Below are 17,158 nucleotides of genomic sequence, written 5' to 3' on the forward strand. Positions count from 1 at the left end.
ATATCGAGCATCCTCGTAAGCCGGGTGATGCCGCACCCACCAGCTCCGCCAGTTCGTCGAGCGACCACGGCGGCTCTGTCGCGTGGCCGCGGTAGGCCAGCAGTGTCGGAGTCGGTCGGTCGAATCTACCGACGAAGCAAACTGATCCGGCGAAGATTCGCCCGGTGATGCCTGTGGCGAGGTCGCCGGCTCCCCACCCTTCCAGTCGCCTTTTCGCGCGCGCCGTCCTCGCACCTCCGGGAACTCGTCATTGCGGCATCCAGTTGTTCAAACTATAGTCCAGACACATGTCCAGTTTTCAGAGATCGCTGTGACACTTACCCGACTCGGAAGCGAAAATCGATGACTCTGCGCCCCACCGACAGCTCTGCTCTCCTGATCGACGGCAAACTGATTCCCGGTTCCGGCGGCACGTTCGAGGTGATCAACCCGGCCACCGAGGAAGTGCTGGGACGGGCCGCCGACGCAACCGACTCCGACATGGACGCCGCGATCGCCGCGGCCCGGCGAGCCTTCGACCACACCACGTGGTCCCGCGACCACGGCTTCCGCGCCCGCTGCCTGCGACAGCTGCGCGACGTACTGCAATCCCACATCGAGGAACTGCGCGACCTCACCATCGCGGAGGTCGGCGCCCCCGCCTTCCTCACCAGCGGACCGCAGCTCGAGGGCCCGGTCGCCGACCTCGGCTACTTCGCAGACCTCGCCGAAAGCTATTCCTGGGAACAGGATCTGGGCGTCGCCGAACCGATGGGCATCAGGACCCGCCGACGTGTCCTCAAGGAGGCCGTCGGGGTGGTCGGGGCCATCACACCGTGGAACTTCCCGCACCAGATCAACTTCGCCAAGATCGGCCCCGCGCTGGCGGCCGGCAACACGGTGGTGCTCAAACCCGCACCCGACACTCCCTGGTGCGCCGCCCTCGTCGGACACCTCATCGCTGAGGAGACCGATCTTCCGGCCGGTGTCGTCAACATCGTCACGTCGAGCGACCATGCCCTCGGCGCACAGCTCGCCACCGACCCCCGAGTCGACCTCGTATCGTTCACCGGTTCGAGCACCACGGGGAAAGCCGTCATGGCGGCGGCGTCCGAATCGTTGAAGAAGGTGTTCCTCGAACTCGGCGGCAAATCCGCGTTCATCGTGCTCGACGACGCCGACCTCGCCGGGGCGTGCGGGGTCGCCGCGTTCACCGTCTCCACCCACGCGGGACAGGGTTGCGCCATCACCACCCGGCTGCTCGTGCCCCGCGAGAAGTACGACCAGGCAGTCGAGGCGACGGCCCGCACACTCGGCGGACTGAGCGCAGGCGATCCTGCGAAACCCGGCACCATCTGCGGGCCGCTCATTTCCGCCCGGCAACGTGCCCGGGTCGAGGAGTACCTGCGACTCGCCCGGGAGGAGGGCGGCACGATCGTGGTCGGTGGCGGCCGCCCGGCCGATCGGGACCGCGGGTTCTTCGTCGAACCCACCTTGATCAGCGGCCTCGACAACACCGCGCGGGTGGCCCGGGAAGAGATCTTCGGACCGGTGCTGGTGATCATTCCGCACGACGGCGACGAGGACGCGATCAGCATCGCCAACGATTCGCCCTACGGGTTGTCCGGATCGGTGTGGGGCACGGATCCCGCACGGGTGCAGCGCGTGGTCGACGGCGTGCGCACGGGCACGCTCAGCGTCAACGGCGGCGTCTGGTATTCCGCCGACGCCCCGTTCGGCGGTTACAAGCAGTCCGGAATCGGCCGCGAGATGGGTGTGGCCGGTTTCGAGGAATACCTGGAAACCAAGCTGGTCGCGGAGCCGGCCCGATAATACGCCGGCGAGCCGGCCCGATAATACGCCGGCGAGCCGGCCCGATAATGCAGGGAGTCAATCGATATGGGACGTTTCGACGGTAAGACGGCCATCGTCACCGGCGCCGCACAGGGCATCGGCGAGGGGTACGCGCGTGCTCTTGCCCGCGAGGGCGCCAACGTGGTGGTGGCCGACCTCAACGCGGAACTCGGCGAGACCGTGGCCAAGCAGATCGCCGCCGACGGCGGGACCGCGGTGTTCAAGGACGTCGACGTCGCCGACGAGGCTTCGGCGCAGGAACTCGCGGCGTTCACCGTCGAGAAGTTCGGCGGCATCGATCATCTGGTGAACAACGCCGCGATCTACGGCGCCATGAAACTCGACCTGCTGATCACCGTGCCGTGGGACTACTACAAGAAGTTCATGGCCGTGAACTTCGACGGCGCCCTCAACGTGACGCGGGCCGTGTGGCCGGCGATGAACGAGCGCGGGGGCGGCTCCATCGTCAATCAGTCGTCGACGGCGGCGTGGCTGTACTCCGGCTTCTACGGGCTCGCGAAAGTCGGGATCAACGGACTCACCCAGCAGTTGGCCCACGAGGTGGGCGGCATGAACATCCGGGTCAACGCCATCGCGCCCGGACCGATCGATACCGAAGCCACCCGCACCGTGACACCGGGAAATATGGTGGCAGACATGGTCAAGACATTGCCACTGAAGCGGATGGGCACCCCCGACGACCTCGTCGGCGCCTGCCTGTTCCTGTTGTCCGACGAGGCGAGCTGGATCACCGGGCAGATCTTCAACGTCGATGGCGGACAGATCTTCCGATCATGACCACGACCGAGCAGGTGTCCGTCGGCTACATCGGCCTCGGCAACATGGGTGCGCCCATGGCCAAGCGGCTGCTGGCCCGGCCCGGCGGACTCATCGTGTGCGACACCCGGCCGGAGGCGCTGGAACCGTTCGGCAAGGCGGGTGCGAAGGTGACGTCGAGTCCGCGGGAGGTGGCAGAGAACGCGGACGTCATCTCCGTGACCGTGCTCAACGACGAGCAGGTGCGCGCAGTGGTCACCCAGATCCTCGAGGCCGCGCGGCCGGGCACCGTCGTGGCGGTGCACTCCACCATCAGCGACGTCACCGCCGTCGAGTTGGCCGACCGTTGCCGCGCGCACGGCGTCGATCTGATCGACGCGCCAGTCAGCGGCGGCGCACCCGGCGCGTACAAGGGGAAGCTGGCTGTGATGGTCGGAGCGAGCGAAGACGCGTTCGAGAAGGTGCGGGAGCCGTTCGGGCACTGGGCCGAACTGGTCGTGCACGCCGGAGACGTGGGCGCGGGCACGCGGATGAAGCTGGCCCGCAACCTGTTGCACTTCGTCTCGTTCACCGCCGCCGCTGAGGCGCAGCGGCTCGCCGAGGCCGCCGGTCTCGACATCACCGAACTCGGGAAGGTGGTGCGGCACACCGACGCGATCACCGGTGGCGCGGGCGCGATCATGCTCCGCGACACCACCGACGCTCTCGACGAGAACGACAACTGGTACCCGATCATGTCCCACGTCCGGGACCTCGGGGAGAAGGACCTGTCGCTGGCGATCGGGCTCGCCGAACGACTCGACGTCGCGCTGCCGCTCGCCCGGCTCGCGCTCTCGGGCCTGGGTCCGGGACTCGGCGTCGACAGCACCGTGGACAAGATCGTGGACAAGGAGGAGCAACCATGACCGACGACACCCGCACCCGTGGCCTGGCCATGATGGAGCAGGTCTACGGGTTCGAGATGCAGGACGGGCCCGGCGCGCATTTCGCCGTGACCGCCGACCACCTGTTCGCCGACATCTGGTCGCGGCCCGGGCTGAGCATCCGCGACCGCCGGCTTCTGCTCCTCGGGGCGCTCACCGCGCAGGGACTCGTCGACGTCGCCGAGATCCAGGTGGGGGCGGCCCTGCACAACGAGGAGCTGGACGAGGACCAACTCCGGGAGATCGCCCTGTTCCTGTGCCACTACGTGGGCTGGCCGTTGGGGACGAAACTCGACGCGATGATCGGCGGGGTGCTACACAAGCGGAAGAAAGCGGCCAGAGCGGCCGCCCCGGACGCAGAGGCCACATGAGCACCGAACATCTGACACCAGAGCTACTTCGACTCGCCGACTCCGTCCCCGGCTTCATGCCGGAGGACGAGGGGACGGCCCTGCACGAGGCCGCGATGCAGTACCTGACTCCCGGTGGGCTGGGCGTCGAGATCGGCACGTACTGCGGCCGCTCCACGATCTACCTCGGGGCGGCGGCCAGGGCGCGCGGCGCCCGCGTCGTCACCGTCGATCACCATCACGGTTCCGAGGAGCACCAGCCGGGCTGGGAGTATCACGAACCGGCGTTCGTCGACCCGCACACCGGTCTGCTCGACACGGTCGGCCGGTTCCGGCACACGATGGCGGATTCGGGGCTCGAGGAGTACGTGGTGGCGGTGCTGGGCCGGTCGTCGACGGTGGCGACGTTCTGGCGCACCCCCGTGAACTTCGTGTTCATCGACGGCGGCCACACGTCGGAGGCGGCGTCGGCGGACCTCGAGGGGTGGGCGCCCTGGGTGAACGTGGGCGGCGCCCTGGTGATCCACGACGTGTTCCCGGACCCGGCGGACGGTGGTCGGCCGCCGTTCGAGATCTACAAACGAGCCCTGGCGACAGGACAATTCAAGGAAACGTCCGTCACCGGGTCGCTGCGCGTTCTCGAGCGGGTGGGCGGTCAGACGGGAGAACCGCTGGCGTGACAGTAGTCGCCGCAGCGGTCGAGACCGATCGGTAGTCCCACGGGCAGCGCCGCGTCCCGGAAGATCCCGTGTCCGGGCGTGGTGCGGGACAACGCGTCCGCAGCGAGGATCATCGCACCGCCCGTCCACGTGGTCTGCTCGACCGGCCACCGCTTGCCGTCGCTGTAGACGAGGCCGGTCCAGTACGAGCCGTCCGGATCCCGCAGGTGCTGCATGGCGGTGAACTGCGCGAGCGCGCGGGCGTGCTCCCCATCGCGTCGAGCGCCAGCACCAGCTCGCACGTCTCGGCGCCGGTCACCCACGGCCGGTGGTTCACGCAGCGGATACCCAGCCCCTCGACCACGAAGTCGTCCCACCGCGAATCGATGCGATCCGACGCGGCCTCACCGCGGACGGCGCCCCCGAGGATCGGGTAGTACCAGTCCATGGAGTATTCGTCCTTGATCGCGAACGACTCCGGGTGCTGCCTGATCGCATGGCCCAGCGTGTATTTCGCGAACTCCCATTCCGGTTGCGGGTCGTCGACCAGCCGGGCGAGGAGCAGCCCGCAGTGCAGGCTGTGATGAATGCTGGAGTTCCCCGTCAGCAGCGCCTCGGGGCAGTCCTGACCGTTCTGACCGCGGGCCCACCAGATTTCGCCGCTCGACGACTGCATGTCGACAACGAGATCGAGACCGCCCTGCACGGACGGCCACAGCCTGTCGACGAAATTGCGGTCACCGGTGATCAGGTAGTGGTGCCACACCCCCACCGCGAGGTACGCGCAGAAGTTACTGTCGGAATCGTGATTCTCCACGGTCCCGTCGCGGAACTTCATGGGCCACGACCCGTCCGGTCGCTGCGTCCGCCGCGACCACTCGTACGCACCCTCCGCCTCCTCGATCAGGCCGGCCGCGGTGAGCGCCATGGCGGATTCGACGTGATCCCACGGGTCGGTGTGCCCACCGGCAAACCACGGCAGCGCCCCCGACGACTCCTGCGCTGCCGCGATCGACCGTGCCGTCAGCCGGACCTGGCTCTCCGACAGCACGTTCGGCACCGACGGGACGCCGGCGGCTCTCACCGCGGCGCCTTCACCACGCTCGGTTCCCTCGGCTTCTCGAGGTAGAACACGACGCTCTTGCCGACCACCGGATTGAGGACCTTCTCGGCGGTCCGGGTGAGCCAGGGCGCTTTCATCATGTCCCACACCAGAACCTGGTGGTAGGCCTTCGCGAGCGGGTTGTCGTTGTTCTCCACCCCGACCGCACATTTGAGCCACCAGTACGGCGAGTGCAGGGCGTGGGCATGATCCCGGCCGCGGACCTCCAGGCCCGCGGCTGTCAGCTTCTCCGCGAGCTCGTCGGCGCGGTAGATGCGGACGTGCCCACCCTCCACCTCGTGGTACGCGTCGGACAGCGCCCAGCAGATCTTCTCCGGCAGCCACCGCGGAACCGTCACCGCCGCAACGCCACCCGGCTTCAGGATTCGGGTCAGCTCGGCGATGGCACGGCCGTCGCGGGGCACGTGTTCGAGGACCTCGGAGATGAGGACGACGTCGAACGTCGCATCCTCGTACGGGAGGTTCAGCGCGTCGCCGACCTCCACCCGAGCCGACGCGCCCGCCGGGACCTCACCGACCTCGGCCATCGCCACGAACATCTTCTCGACGTCCGCGAGTTCGTCGGCGTTCTGGTCGAAGGCGATGACGTCGGCGCCGCGTCGATACAGCTCGAACGAGTGCCGTCCGGCGCCCGCCCCGATGTCGATCACCTTGTCGCCGGGCTTCACACCCAGCCGGTCGAAGTCCACGGTCAGCACGGTCGGCCTCCTTCACGGGTCTGCGCTATCGCTTCGGCATAGGTCTGCGCGGTTCTCGCGGCCACGGCGGCCCAGCTGTAGCGCTCGAGGACGCGACGGCGGCCACCGTCGCCGAGCCGGGCGCGGCGCTGCGGGTCGTCGAGCAACGCACCCAGCACGTCCGCGAGTTCCTGCGGGTCGCCGGGCGTCACGAGCACACCCGCCTCCTCATCCGTTCCCACCACCTCGGGAATGGCGCCTGCGCGGCTCGCGACCAGTGGGGTACCGCACGCCATCGCCTCGACGGCAGGCAGCGAGAAGCCTTCGTACAGCGACGGCACGCACGCGACGTCGGCGGACGCCAGCAGCGCGGCCAGTTCGGCGTCGTCGATGCCCGACACCGTCCGGACGACGTCACCGATGGCCAATTCCTCGATGAGCTTCTCCGTGACTCCGCCGGGTGCCAGCTTGGTGACCAGCACCAGTTCGACGGCGCGCTCGGTGTGCACCTTCGCGACCGCTTCGAGGAGCGTCGACACCCCCTTGAGTGGCATGTCGGCGCTGGCGACGCACACGATGCGGCCCGGCACCCGCGCGGCGGACGGGAGCCGGAACACCTCGGTGTCCACCCCCAGCGGGACGGTCCGCAGGTTCGCGGCGGGAACGTCGAACGCGGCACCGATGTCGTCGGCGGACGACTGCGACACCGTCAGCAGCGCGGGGATGGCGCGCGCCACCCGTTTCTGCATGCGCAGGAAGCCGTACCAGCGGCGGACCGTCAGCTTGCGCCACCACTTCGCCGACGCCAGGTCCAGCTCGCGGTCGCGGGTGATCGGGTGGTGGATGGTGGCGACGACGGGGAGCCCGGCCTTCTGGAGTTGCAGCAGCCCGTAGCCGAGGCACTGGTTGTCGTGCACCACGTCGAACTCGTCGGCGCGATCCTTCAGCAGTCGCGCGGCGCGGAGGCTGAACGTGAGCGGCTCCGGGAAACCGGCCGTCCACATGGTCGCGACCTCGAGCACGTCGACGGCGTCGCGGAACTCGCGGGGATGCGGCGTTCTGAACGGATCCGGCTCGCGGTACAGATCGAGGCTGGGGACCTTCGTCAGCGTCACCCGGGGGTCGACGTCCGGGTACGGCTGGCCCGAGAACACCTCCACCTGATGGCCGAGTTCGACCAGCTCACGGCTGAGATGGCGGACGTACACACCCTGCCCACCGCAGTGGGGCTTGCTTCGGTACGACAAGAGTGCGATGCGCACGGACTTCGGCCTCTCCTCGAGCAACTGGCAAGCAATACTAGAACACGTTCCTACTCGGGGTGTGTCCTCGTTCCATCCAACCGCACTCACTCACCCCACCGCGGTCGACTCGCGCAATCCCTCGAGTTTTCCCGCCAGGCGTCCGAGGTAGGCGAGGACGTCCTCCTCGCTGCGGTCGGGCACCCCGTACACGACCTCGGTGACGCCGAGGTCCTTCCACCGGCGCAACTTGTCGACGTCCGGTTTGCCGTCGAGCACGACGATCCGCGGTTCGCCGTCCCTGCCGGCCTCCCGCCACATCCGTCGCAGCGCGGCGACGCGGTCGTCGATGTCCTGCTCGATCGGGGTGGTCATCCAGCCGTCGGCGGATTTCACGATCCACTTGAAGTTCTTGTCGTTGCCGGCGGCGCCGACGACCACCGGAGGCACCCGCACCGGCTTGGGCCACGCCCAGCTCGGACCGAAGCTCACGAACTCGCCGTCGTAGGACGCCTCGTCCTGCGTCCACAACGCACGCATCGCCCCGAGGTACTCCCGCAGCATCGTCCGCCGCCGGCCCGGCGGGACGTTGTGGTCGGTGAGCTCGTCCAGATTCCACCCGTACCCCACGCCGAGGATCACCCGCCCGCCGCTGAGGTGGTCGAGCGAGGCGATCGTCTTGGCCAGCGTGATCGGATCGTGCTCGACGGGCAGCGCCACCGACGTGCCCAGTTCGATCCGCTCCGTGACCGCAGCCGCCGTGGCGAGGGCCACCCACGGGTCGAGGGTGCGCATGTACCGGTCGTCGGGCAGCGACGCGTCTCCCGTCTGAGGATGCGCCGCATCGCGTTTCACCGGAATGTGCGTGTGCTCGGGCACGTAGAACGAGTCGAATCCGGTGACCTCTGCACCCCTCGCAGCGGAGGCCGGCCCGATCCCGCGGTCACTCGTAAACAACGTAATGCCGAATTTCACGAATTCTCCTTGGCCGAGAGCCTTTTCCTTCAAGCACACTAACTTCTGGACACCTGTTTATCAATGTGTCCAAACAACTCTCCAGTTCTCCGCGCGGCCGGACGAACGGGACGCTCGTTCGATCTGAGGCAACGGGCGTCCCGTTCGTCCCGCCCAGGTGAGTGGCAATGCGTCCCCCAGCACACATCGCCACTCACCTGCTCAGGCGCCGTAGACCGGGACCGGGTCCTCCGCCTTCGCGAGCAGGTCCGCGACGACGGGCCCGATCTCCTTCGGCTCCCAACGCGCGCCCTTGTCCTGGGCCGGGCCGTGCCGCCAGCCCTCGGCGACGGTGATCTTGCCTCCCTCGACCTCGAACACCCGCCCACTCACGTCCTTCGAGTCCACACTGCCCAGCCACACGACGAGCGGGGAGATGTTCTCCGGCGCCATCGCGTCGAACCCCTCCTCGGGCGCGGCCATCGCCTCGGCCATCGCGCCGCCCGCGCCGACCGTCATCCGGGTTCGGGCGGCGGGCGCGATCGCGTTGACGGTGACGCCGTAGTTCTTCAACTCCGCGGCCGCCTGGATGGTCAGCTCCGCGATCCCCGCCTTCGCGGCGGCATAGTTGCCCTGCCCGATCGAGCCCTGCAGTCCGGCACCGGAACTGGTGTTGACGATCCGGGCGTCCACCGGATTGCCCGCCTTGGCCTCGGCCCGCCAGTACGCGGCGGCGTGCCGCAGCGTCGCGAAATGCCCCTTGAGATGCACCCGCACGACGGCGTCCCACTCCTGCTCGCTCATCCCGACGAGCATGCGGTCGCGCAGGAATCCGGCGTTGTTCACCAGCACGTCGAGCCGCCCGTACGTGTCGATCGCCGTCCGGATCAGGTTCTCGGCCCCGGCCCAGTCCGCGACGTCGTCGCCGTTGACGACGGCCTCGCCGCCCGCGGCCACGATCTCCGCGACCACCTGCTCGGCGGGACTCTCCCCGGTCGCGGAACCGTCGAGTCCGGCCCCGATGTCGTTGACCACGACCTTCGCCCCCTCGGCGGCGAACGCCAGCGCATGGGCGCGTCCGATTCCGCGCCCGGCGCCCGTCACGATGACGACGCGACCGTCGACCACTCCACTCATGCCTTCTCCTCTGTAGATGCTGTAGCTGATGTAGATGCTGTTGCTGCCGCCAGGAAGGCGGGACGTTCCCCGCCGCCGTGGACGGTCAGTGTCGAACCGCTGACGTACGCCGCCAACGGTGAAGCCAGGAACACCGCGCAGTTGCCGACGTCCTCGGGGCAGGCCATCCGGCCCAGCGGGACCGTGTTCCCGACCGCCGCGATCCCCGCCTCGTCCCCGTAGTGCAGGTGCGCGAGTTCGGTGCGGACCAGGCCGACGACCACCGAGTTGACCCGCACCTTCGGCGCCCACTCCACCGCCAGGCTGGTGGTCAGGCTGTCGACGCCCGCCTTCGCCGCCCCGTACGCCGCGGTGCCGGGCGAGGGCCGCGACCCGCTGACGCTGGAGATGTTGACGATCGCGCCACCCGAATCCTGGGTCTGCATCTGAGCATTCGCGACCTGCGAGACGAGCAGCGGGGCAAGGAGGTTCAGCTCGACGATCTTCGAGTGAAACTTCGGGCTCGCGTCCGCCGCGAGGGCGAACGGCGCCCCGCCGGCGTTGTTGACCAGGACGTCGAGGCGGCCGTGGCGCTCGACGATCCGGTCGACGAGGCCCTGCACCTGCTCCGGGTCGCGGATGTCGCACGGCAGGAATTCGGCGGCGCGTCCGTCCACCTCCACGGGGTCGTCGCCCGGTCGGCGAGCGCAGGCGACCACCGTCGCCCCCGCCCGCAGGAAGGTGCGGCTGATGCCCGCGCCCACCCCGCGAACTCCGCCGGTCACGAGCACGACACTTCCGGTCATGTTGGAACCTGTTTCCATCGTGCTACCCTACCAAGCAATTGCTTGGTGCGTGAAGTGCGGATCTGACGAGGAGAAAACAGTGGGAATTCGGAGCGAGACAGATCCGGGGGGCATCACCACGGTCACCGTCGACTACCCGCCCGTGAATGCCATCCCCTCCCGGGGCTGGTTCGAGTTGGCCGACGCCGTGCTCGACGCGGGCCGGAACCCGGACACCCACGTGGTGATCCTGCGAGCCGAGGGACGCGGGTTCAACGCCGGCGTCGACATCAAGGAAATGCAGGCCACCGAGGGGTACGGCGCGCTGGTCGACGCCAACCGGGGCTGCGCGGCCGCGTTCGCCGCCGTCTACGACTGCGCCGTGCCCGTGGTGGTCGCGGTCAACGGGTTCTGCGTCGGCGGCGGCATCGGGCTGGTCGGCAACGCCGACGTGATCGTGGCATCCGACGACGCCGTCTTCGGTCTCCCCGAGGTCGACCGCGGGGCGCTCGGCGCCGCCACCCATCTCGCCCGGCTCGTCCCGCAGCACATGATGCGCACCCTGTACTACACGGCGCAGAACGTCACCGCCCAGCAACTCCAGCATTTCGGGTCGGTGTACGAGGTGGTGCCGCGCGAGAAACTCGACGACACCGCCCGCGACATCGCCGCCAAGATCGCGGCCAAGGACACCCGGGTCATCCGCTGCGCCAAGGAGGCGATCAACGGCATCGACCCCGTCGACGTGAAGACCAGTTACCGCCTCGAGCAGGGCTACACCTTCGAACTCAACCTGGCAGGCGTCGCGGACGAGCACCGCGACGAGTTCGTTGAAACCGGCAAGCCCCGCTCCAACTCGAACAACAGGAAAGGCTGACATCGATGGCGAGCAAGCGCGACAAGAGGATGTCGCTCGACGACGCGGTCGGGGAACTGCGCAGCGGGATGACCATCGGCCTCGGCGGCTGGGGTTCGCGCCGTAAGCCGATGGCGCTGGTCCGGGCGCTGCTGCGCTCGGACGTCACCGACCTCACCGTCGTCACCTACGGCGGCCCCGACCTGGGGCTGCTCTGCTCGGCGGGCAAGGTGAAGAAGGCGTACTACGGGTTCGTGTCCCTCGATTCGGCCCCGTTCTACGACCCGTGGTTCGCGAAGGCGCGCACCGGCGGCGAGATCGAGGTCCGCGAAATGGACGAGGGCATGGTCAAGTGCGGACTCGAGGCCGCCGCCGCCCGGCTGCCGTTCCTGCCGATCCGCGCCGGACTCGGCTCCGACGTCCGGAACTTCTGGGGCGACGAACTGCGCACCGTCACCTCCCCCTACCCCGACGCGTCCGGCCGGTCGGAGACGCTGATTGCGATGCCGGCCCTGAATCTCGATGCGGCACTGGTGCATCTGAACCTGGGCGACAAGCACGGCAACGCCGCCTACACCGGCGTCGACCCCTATTTCGACGACCTGTACTGCGCGGCCGCCGAGAAGCGGTTCGTCTCCGTCGAACGCGTGGTGGAGACCGAGGAGCTGGTGAAAACCGTTCCGCTGCAGAACCTGATCCTCAACCGCATGATGGTCGACGGCGTCGTCGAGGCACCGAACGGCGCCCACTTCACCCTTGCAGGCGACAGCTACGGCCGCGACGAGAAGTTCCAGCGCCACTACGCCGAAGCGGCGAAGACCCCCGAGGGATGGCAGCAGTTCGTCGACACCTACCTGTCCGGCAGTGAGGACGACTACCAGGCGGCCGTGAAGCGATTTGCAGAGGAGTCCCAGGCATGACCGAGACCACCACCGGCGTCACCCGCGCCGAGTACTGCGCGATCGCGTGCGCCGAGATCTTTTCCGGCGCAGGCGAGATCATGGCCAGCCCGATGGCGACGCTGCCGTTGATCGGCGCCCGGCTCGCGCGACTGACCACCGAACCCGACCTGCTCATCACCGACGGCGAAGCACTGATCTTCGCCGACACCCCCGCCGTCGGCGCGAAGGCACCGGTCGAGGGCTGGATGCCGTTCCGGAAGGTATTCGACGTCGTCGCGTCCGGTCGCCGCCACGTGGTGATGGGCGCCAACCAGATCGACCGGCACGGCAACCAGAACCTCTCGGCGTTCGGCCCGCTGCAGCAGCCGACCCGGCAGATGTTCGGCGTCCGCGGCGCGCCCGGCAACACGATCAACCACCCCACCAGCTACTGGGTGGGCAAGCACACGTCGCGGGTGTTCTGCGACACCGTCGACATCGTCTCCGGCGTCGGCTACGACCGGATCGACCCCGACAATCCGGCCTACCGGTTCCACCACCTGCACCGGGTGGTGACCAACCTCGGGGTGTTCGACTTCGGCGGACCCGGACACACGTTCCGGGCGCTGTCGCTGCACCCCGGCGTCACCGCCGAACAGGTCGCCGAGAACACCTCGTTCGAGGTGGCAGGGCTGGCCGACGCCGGCGTGACCCGCGAACCCACCGAAGAAGAACTGCGGCTGATCCGCGAGGTCCTCGACCCCCGCACCCTGCGCGACCGGGAGGTGTCGGTATGAGCACGCTCCGCACCGCACTGACCGACCTGGTCGGTGTGCAGCACCCGGTCGTGCAGACCGGAATGGGCTGGGTCGCGGGACCGCGCCTCGTCGCGGGCACCGCCAACGCCGGCGGTCTCGGCATCCTCGCGTCGGCCACGATGACGTACGACGAACTCGCCGCCGCGATCACGAAGACGAAGACGCTCACCGACAAGCCGTTCGGGGTGAACATCCGCGCCGACGCCACCGACGCCCCGCAACGCATCGACCTGCTCATCCGGGAGAACGTGCGCGTCGCGTCGTTCGCACTGGCCCCCAAGCAGGAACTGATCGCGAAGCTGAAAGCCGCCGGGGTGGTGGTCATTCCGTCGATCGGCGCCGCGAAACACGCCAAGAAGGTGGCGTCGTGGGGCGCCGACGCGGTGATCGTGCAGGGCGGCGAGGGCGGCGGTCACACCGGCCCCGTCGCCACCACCCTGCTGCTGCCGTCGGTGCTCGACGCCGTCGACATCCCCGTCGTCGCGGCGGGCGGCTTCTACGACGGCCGCGGGCTCGCCGCCGCCCTCGCGTACGGCGCCGCCGGCGTCGCGATGGGCACCCGCTTCCTGCTCACCCAGGAATCGACGGTCCCCGACTCCGTCAAACAGGAATACCTCGCCCGCGGACTGCAGGACACCACGGTCTCCCACAAGGTCGACGGCATGCCCCACCGGGTCCTCAACACCGAACTCGTCGACAGCCTCGAACACTCCGGCAATGTGCGCGGGCTGGTCGCCGCCGCCCGCAACGCGTCGAAATTCAAGGCCATGACCGGCATGAAATGGTCGACGCTCGTCAAGGACGGTCTCGCCATGAAGAAGTCCGGCGACCGCACCTGGCAGCAGATCATCATGGCCGCCAACACCCCGATGCTGCTCAAGGCCGGGCTCGTCGACGGCAACACCCACGCCGGCGTCCTCGCCTCCGGTCAGGTCGTCGGACTGCTCGACGACCTGCCCACGTGCAAGGACCTCATCGACGGCATCGTCGCCGACGCGATCAAACGCATCGACGCACTCGGCGCCCTGCGCGCCTGAGACCGGACGAACGGGACGCTCGTTGGATCTGACGCAACGAGCGTCCCGTTCGTCCGGCTAGGAAGTGGCGGCCTTCGCCGCGCTCAGCTGGATGACGCGGCCTTCGCCGCGATGCGCGCCCGGACCTCCGGCCGTCGCAGCGGGGGCACGGTCTGCGGGGGCTGCTTGCGCGCCGGCAGTGCGGCGAGGAGCTTCGTGGTGGCCTCGGTGACGACGGCAACCGCCTCCTCGAACGGTTCACGGTTGGCGTCGGAGAGCTTCTGGATTCCGCTGACCTTCCGGACATATTGACGCGCCGCCGCCTCGATCTCCTCCGCGGTGGCCGCCGGTTCGAGTCCGCGCAGCTCGGTGATGTTTCGGCACATGACTCGACGATAGCGCCGCCCGGTCCTCCGCGCGGCCCGGCGGAAAAGCGGGTTGTCAGCTGCGGGCGGGCTCCAGAGCGCCTTCGTCGGCGGGCACCGCGTCGGTCTCGACGTCCGGGAGCGGGGTGCGGGATCGCGCGGCCACGACCGCGGCGCCGAGCAAGACGAGGGCGACGAGGCACTGCGAGCTGCCGATCACCTCGCGGACGGCGGCCTCCACCCAGCCGGACGAGGATGACTGCAGCACGAAGTTGGGGCCGATCAGGAAGATCAGCGTCGCGGCGCCGACCACCGGCCGCCAGCTGCGGTACTGCGGTGCGATCAGGATCGGAATGAGCAGGATGCTGTACGCCCAGTGGTGGGTGACTGCGAACGGCGCCGCGAGCAGCGATGCCAGGGCCACGACAGACAGCGCGATCAGGTGTTCACCCGACCGGGTGAACCGGTACGCCGACCATGCGGCGGCGGAGACGATGACGGCCGCGCTGAGCACCCAGAGGACGCTGGCGAGCCTGCCCTCCGCCCCGAGCCGGGCGATGACGCCGGTGACGGCCTGGTTGCGGAAGAAGTCGGGCGCGCCCGCACGGCCGGTGGCGAAGAATTCGGTGGTCCAGAACCACACCGACGACTGCGGCAGCAGCCAGAAACCGAGTCCGACGGTGACGAGGATCGTGGCGAGCGACCGTCCGATCGAGCGGAAGTCGCGGCGGACGAGCAGGACGAGCAGGAAGGCTGCGGGGGTGATCTTGATTGCGGCGGCGAGGCCGATCGCGATTCCGCGGAACCTCTTCGGGATTACTCCGGTGCAGTCGGCGACCACGAGCGCCATCAGGATGATGTTGATCTGACCGAAGTCGAAGTTCGAGCGCATCGGTTCGAGGAGCAGTACCGGGCCCATCGACAGCAGAGCGAGAAGTTCGGGGCGGCCGACGTCGAGTTTCGACAGCGCCACCTTGACCATCCACCACACGAGCCCGAGGTTGAGGGCGCACCACAGCGCCTGCAGGACCGCGGGGTCGATCTCGGCCATCGGCGCGAAAAGGATCGCCGCGAAGGGTGCGTAGATGAACCTGAACCCGGAACTGCTCGGGAAGTCCGCGGAGTAGAGCGGCAGCCCGCCGACGAAGGCGTGGCCGGCGTCGCGGAACACGGAGAGGTCCATCAGGTAGCCCGTTGCCGCATCGAACTCTCGGTAGGCCACCACCCCCACGGAGAGGACGCCCACGAGGAGCGCGACGGCATGGAGGCGATAATCCCTGAACTTCGATTCACTCTGTAACAAGAATTTGTTCTTTCATGATCGGCGTCGTGGTCAACGGTCCACCGTAGCGGGCCGTGACCCAATCGTGATAAAGGCGAGGTCGTGGCGCCCGAACCGCGTGCTTCGTCCTAGTTTATTTAGACTGGTATATTTCGATCATGCCCGGACGCGTCCTCGACAATCCGCTCGTTCTGCCGGTGCTGGGCCTGCTCCTCGAATCGCCGATGCACCCCTACCAGGTGGAGGTCACGCTGCGTGAGCGCAGCGAGGACGGTCAGTGGCCGCTCAACCGCGGTTCACTGAACAACGTGATCGCCGCCCTCGCGGCGGCGGGCTGGATCGAGGAACACGAACGTGCGCAGCGGGAGGGTCGGCCCGTCCGCACCGTCTACGCCCTCACCGACGCCGGGCGCGCGGAATTGGTGAGCCGACTGGACATCCAGATCCGCAGCGCCGCAAGGGAATTCTCACCGTTCTTCGCCGCGATCAGCTATCTCGGCGCGCTGGGACGCGAGGGCGCCGTCGACGCGCTCACCGAACGCGCCCAACGACTTACCGCGAGAATCGAATCCGACCACACCAAGCTCACCCGCGCGCTCGGCGACGGGGTGCCCGCCCTGTTCGTCGTCGAGGCGGATTACGCACTCCACGCCGCACGGGCCGAACTGGACTGGATCGCGTCGACGATCGCGAGCATCCGCGACGGACGCCTCGCGTGGCCCGAACCGATCAGCCCGTCCCGAACGTCCCTTCGAGCCGGTTCCGCGAACCGGGATGGACGAGACGCGCGGCGCTGACGAGTCCTCGGGACGACCAGGTGCGGCGTCGGATCAGCAGGCAGGGTTCGGAACGCTCGATGTGGAGGAGCCGGCATTCCTCGGGCGATCCGAGGATCGCCTCGACGACGTGCTCACCCCTCGTCAGCGGGGCTTCCACGCTCAGATAGTGATTGGGCGTCTGCTGGGTGAAGTCCTGATCGAGATAGCCGGGCGCCTCGGCGGGATTGACGAACCGGTCTTCGAGCTGGATCGGTGTGTCGTCCTCGTAGTGGATCATCAGGGAGTGGAACACCTTGCCGCGGATCGAATCCCGGATGAAGGCGTTGGCCGGATCGGCGTCTTCCTCGCGCACGTACACCACTTCGGTTCGGTGGCGGTGTCCGCGTTGCTGGATCTCGTCCGCGATGTTCTTGACCTCGAACAGCGGCGACGCCGTCTTCGTGGCCGCCACGAACGTGCCCACCCCCATCAGGCGCACCACGAGGCCCTCGGCGCTGAGTTCGCGCAGCGCGCGGTTGATGGTCATGCGGGACAGCCCCAGAGCGCCGACGAGCTGATTCTCCGAGGGCAGTTGATCGCCCTCCTGCCAGCGGCCGGCGTTGATCTGCGACACGATCAGGTGCTTGACGCGTTCGTACGCCGGGGCCGACTCCGTCCCCGGTCCGTTGTACAACGCAGCTAGCTCCGCGTCGACTACTGCGATCTCTACCACTGACACCCATT

General features: G+C 68.3%; 18 protein-coding genes and 1 pseudogene. 10 read left to right on the plus strand and 9 right to left on the minus strand.

Annotated elements, in window-relative coordinates:
- Positions 1-342: 342 nt before the first annotated feature.
- From BLV94_RS21625 to BLV94_RS21645, 5 genes are all read left to right on the plus strand, one after another.
- Positions 343-1,812 (plus strand): aldehyde dehydrogenase, encoded by a 1,470-nt coding sequence (locus tag BLV94_RS21625; protein ID WP_074933793.1) that lies wholly within the window; start codon positions 343-345, stop codon positions 1,810-1,812.
- A 66-nt stretch (positions 1,813-1,878) separates the two neighbouring features.
- Positions 1,879-2,631, plus strand: a complete 753-nt coding sequence (locus BLV94_RS21630; RefSeq protein ID WP_072938818.1) for an SDR family oxidoreductase — start codon at positions 1,879-1,881, stop codon at positions 2,629-2,631.
- The gene (locus BLV94_RS21635) at positions 2,628-3,515 is read left to right on the plus strand and encodes an NAD(P)-dependent oxidoreductase (RefSeq protein ID WP_072938821.1); all 888 of its coding nucleotides are present in this window, start codon (positions 2,628-2,630) and stop codon (positions 3,513-3,515) included. Before BLV94_RS21630 ends, BLV94_RS21635 begins: the two co-directional genes overlap by 4 nt.
- Positions 3,512-3,904, plus strand: coding sequence for a carboxymuconolactone decarboxylase family protein (locus BLV94_RS21640; RefSeq protein WP_072938824.1), 393 nt, complete (start codon positions 3,512-3,514; stop codon positions 3,902-3,904). Before BLV94_RS21635 ends, BLV94_RS21640 begins: the two co-directional genes overlap by 4 nt.
- Positions 3,901-4,563 (plus strand): class I SAM-dependent methyltransferase, encoded by a 663-nt coding sequence (locus BLV94_RS21645; protein WP_072938827.1) that lies wholly within the window; start codon positions 3,901-3,903, stop codon positions 4,561-4,563. The genes BLV94_RS21640 and BLV94_RS21645 overlap by 4 nt, the downstream gene beginning before the upstream one ends.
- Here the strand turns inward: BLV94_RS21645 and BLV94_RS21650 are convergent.
- The 6 genes and pseudogenes from BLV94_RS21650 to BLV94_RS21675 all read right to left on the minus strand — a co-directional run bounded on the left by BLV94_RS21650 (position 4,539) and on the right by BLV94_RS21675 (position 10,477).
- Positions 4,539-5,626 (minus strand): annotated as a pseudogene (locus BLV94_RS21650) (prenyltransferase). The gene BLV94_RS21645 and the pseudogene BLV94_RS21650 sit on opposite strands and share 25 nt — an antisense overlap.
- Positions 5,623-6,363: a class I SAM-dependent methyltransferase gene (locus BLV94_RS21655; RefSeq protein ID WP_011597010.1), complete on the minus strand. Its 741-nt coding sequence runs from the start codon at positions 6,361-6,363 to the stop codon at positions 5,623-5,625. The pseudogene BLV94_RS21650 and the gene BLV94_RS21655 overlap by 4 nt, the downstream one beginning before the upstream one ends.
- Positions 6,357-7,604: a glycosyltransferase family 4 protein gene (locus BLV94_RS21660; protein ID WP_072939522.1), complete on the minus strand. Its 1,248-nt coding sequence runs from the start codon at positions 7,602-7,604 to the stop codon at positions 6,357-6,359. The genes BLV94_RS21655 and BLV94_RS21660 overlap by 7 nt, the downstream gene beginning before the upstream one ends.
- Before the next feature lie 90 nt (positions 7,605-7,694).
- Positions 7,695-8,558, minus strand: coding sequence for a TIGR03619 family F420-dependent LLM class oxidoreductase (locus BLV94_RS21665; protein WP_072938832.1), 864 nt, complete (start codon positions 8,556-8,558; stop codon positions 7,695-7,697).
- 201 nt (positions 8,559-8,759) lie between these two features.
- Positions 8,760-9,674, minus strand: coding sequence for an SDR family oxidoreductase (locus BLV94_RS21670; protein ID WP_072938835.1), 915 nt, complete (start codon positions 9,672-9,674; stop codon positions 8,760-8,762).
- Positions 9,671-10,477 (minus strand): SDR family oxidoreductase, encoded by an 807-nt coding sequence (locus BLV94_RS21675; protein ID WP_072938838.1) that lies wholly within the window; start codon positions 10,475-10,477, stop codon positions 9,671-9,673. Before BLV94_RS21675 ends, BLV94_RS21670 begins: the two co-directional genes overlap by 4 nt.
- A gap of 61 nt (positions 10,478-10,538) precedes the next feature.
- On the opposite strand from BLV94_RS21675, the gene echA20 reads away from it, so the two are divergent.
- From echA20 to ipdC, 4 genes are read left to right on the plus strand one after another with little or no spacing between them, the layout of a single operon-like run.
- Complete coding sequence (echA20, locus tag BLV94_RS21680) at positions 10,539-11,315, plus strand: (7aS)-7a-methyl-1,5-dioxo-2,3,5,6,7,7a-hexahydro-1H-indene-carboxyl-CoA hydrolase (protein ID WP_072938840.1); 777 nt, start codon at positions 10,539-10,541, stop codon at positions 11,313-11,315.
- A gap of 5 nt (positions 11,316-11,320) precedes the next feature.
- Positions 11,321-12,214, plus strand: a complete 894-nt coding sequence (gene ipdA / locus BLV94_RS21685) for a cholesterol ring-cleaving hydrolase subunit IpdA (RefSeq protein WP_072938843.1) — start codon at positions 11,321-11,323, stop codon at positions 12,212-12,214.
- On the plus strand, positions 12,211-12,972 hold the full coding sequence (gene ipdB, locus BLV94_RS21690; RefSeq protein ID WP_072938846.1) for a cholesterol ring-cleaving hydrolase subunit IpdB: 762 nt from the start codon (positions 12,211-12,213) through the stop codon (positions 12,970-12,972). The genes ipdA and ipdB overlap by 4 nt, the downstream gene beginning before the upstream one ends.
- A complete protein-coding gene (ipdC, locus tag BLV94_RS21695) occupies positions 12,969-14,030 on the plus strand; it encodes a (3aS,4S,5R,7aS)-5-hydroxy-7a-methyl-1-oxo-octahydro-1H-indene-4-carboxyl-CoA dehydrogenase (protein ID WP_072938849.1) in 1,062 nt (353 codons plus the stop codon). Before ipdB ends, ipdC begins: the two co-directional genes overlap by 4 nt.
- 83 nt (positions 14,031-14,113) lie before the next feature.
- Here ipdC and BLV94_RS21700 read toward each other — a convergent pair whose 3' ends face one another.
- Positions 14,114-14,395, minus strand: coding sequence for a DUF2277 domain-containing protein (locus BLV94_RS21700; RefSeq protein WP_072938852.1), 282 nt, complete (start codon positions 14,393-14,395; stop codon positions 14,114-14,116).
- A 55-nt stretch (positions 14,396-14,450) separates the two neighbouring features.
- Positions 14,451-15,677, minus strand: a complete 1,227-nt coding sequence (locus BLV94_RS21705; RefSeq protein WP_072938854.1) for a glycosyltransferase family 87 protein — start codon at positions 15,675-15,677, stop codon at positions 14,451-14,453.
- 137 nt (positions 15,678-15,814) lie between these two features.
- Here BLV94_RS21705 and BLV94_RS21710 point away from each other — a divergent pair, with 137 nt between their 5' ends.
- Positions 15,815-16,453, plus strand: a complete 639-nt coding sequence (locus BLV94_RS21710) for a PadR family transcriptional regulator (protein WP_072938857.1) — start codon at positions 15,815-15,817, stop codon at positions 16,451-16,453.
- On the opposite strand, the gene hutC is transcribed toward BLV94_RS21710, so the two are convergent.
- Complete coding sequence (gene hutC / locus BLV94_RS21715; RefSeq protein WP_072938860.1) at positions 16,386-17,153, minus strand: histidine utilization repressor; 768 nt, start codon at positions 17,151-17,153, stop codon at positions 16,386-16,388. The two genes, BLV94_RS21710 and hutC, sit on opposite strands and share 68 nt — an antisense overlap.
- Positions 17,154-17,158: the final 5 nt, after the last annotated feature.

This window comes from Rhodococcus koreensis (assembly GCF_900105905.1).
Lineage (GTDB): Bacteria > Actinomycetota > Actinomycetes > Mycobacteriales > Mycobacteriaceae > Rhodococcus_F > Rhodococcus_F koreensis.

What these genes read in the sequence shown, in the direction of transcription:
- BLV94_RS21625 (WP_074933793.1), top strand. Translation starts at nt 343, where the DNA reads ATGACTCTGCGCCCCACCGACAGCTCTGCTCTCCTGATCGACGGCAAA.
- BLV94_RS21630 (WP_072938818.1), top strand. Translation starts at nt 1,879, where the DNA reads ATGGGACGTTTCGACGGTAAGACGGCCATCGTCACCGGCGCCGCACAG.
- BLV94_RS21635 (WP_072938821.1), top strand. Translation starts at nt 2,628, where the DNA reads ATGACCACGACCGAGCAGGTGTCCGTCGGCTACATCGGCCTCGGCAAC.
- BLV94_RS21640 (WP_072938824.1), top strand. Translation starts at nt 3,512, where the DNA reads ATGACCGACGACACCCGCACCCGTGGCCTGGCCATGATGGAGCAGGTC.
- BLV94_RS21645 (WP_072938827.1), top strand. Translation starts at nt 3,901, where the DNA reads ATGAGCACCGAACATCTGACACCAGAGCTACTTCGACTCGCCGACTCC.
- BLV94_RS21670 (WP_072938835.1), bottom strand. Translation starts at nt 9,674, where the DNA reads ATGAGTGGAGTGGTCGACGGTCGCGTCGTCATCGTGACGGGCGCCGGG.
- BLV94_RS21675 (WP_072938838.1), bottom strand. Translation starts at nt 10,477, where the DNA reads ATGGAAACAGGTTCCAACATGACCGGAAGTGTCGTGCTCGTGACCGGC.
- ipdA (WP_072938843.1), top strand. Translation starts at nt 11,321, where the DNA reads ATGGCGAGCAAGCGCGACAAGAGGATGTCGCTCGACGACGCGGTCGGG.
- ipdB (WP_072938846.1), top strand. Translation starts at nt 12,211, where the DNA reads ATGACCGAGACCACCACCGGCGTCACCCGCGCCGAGTACTGCGCGATC.
- ipdC (WP_072938849.1), top strand. Translation starts at nt 12,969, where the DNA reads ATGAGCACGCTCCGCACCGCACTGACCGACCTGGTCGGTGTGCAGCAC.
- BLV94_RS21700 (WP_072938852.1), bottom strand. Translation starts at nt 14,395, where the DNA reads ATGTGCCGAAACATCACCGAGCTGCGCGGACTCGAACCGGCGGCCACC.
- BLV94_RS21710 (WP_072938857.1), top strand. Translation starts at nt 15,815, where the DNA reads ATGCCCGGACGCGTCCTCGACAATCCGCTCGTTCTGCCGGTGCTGGGC.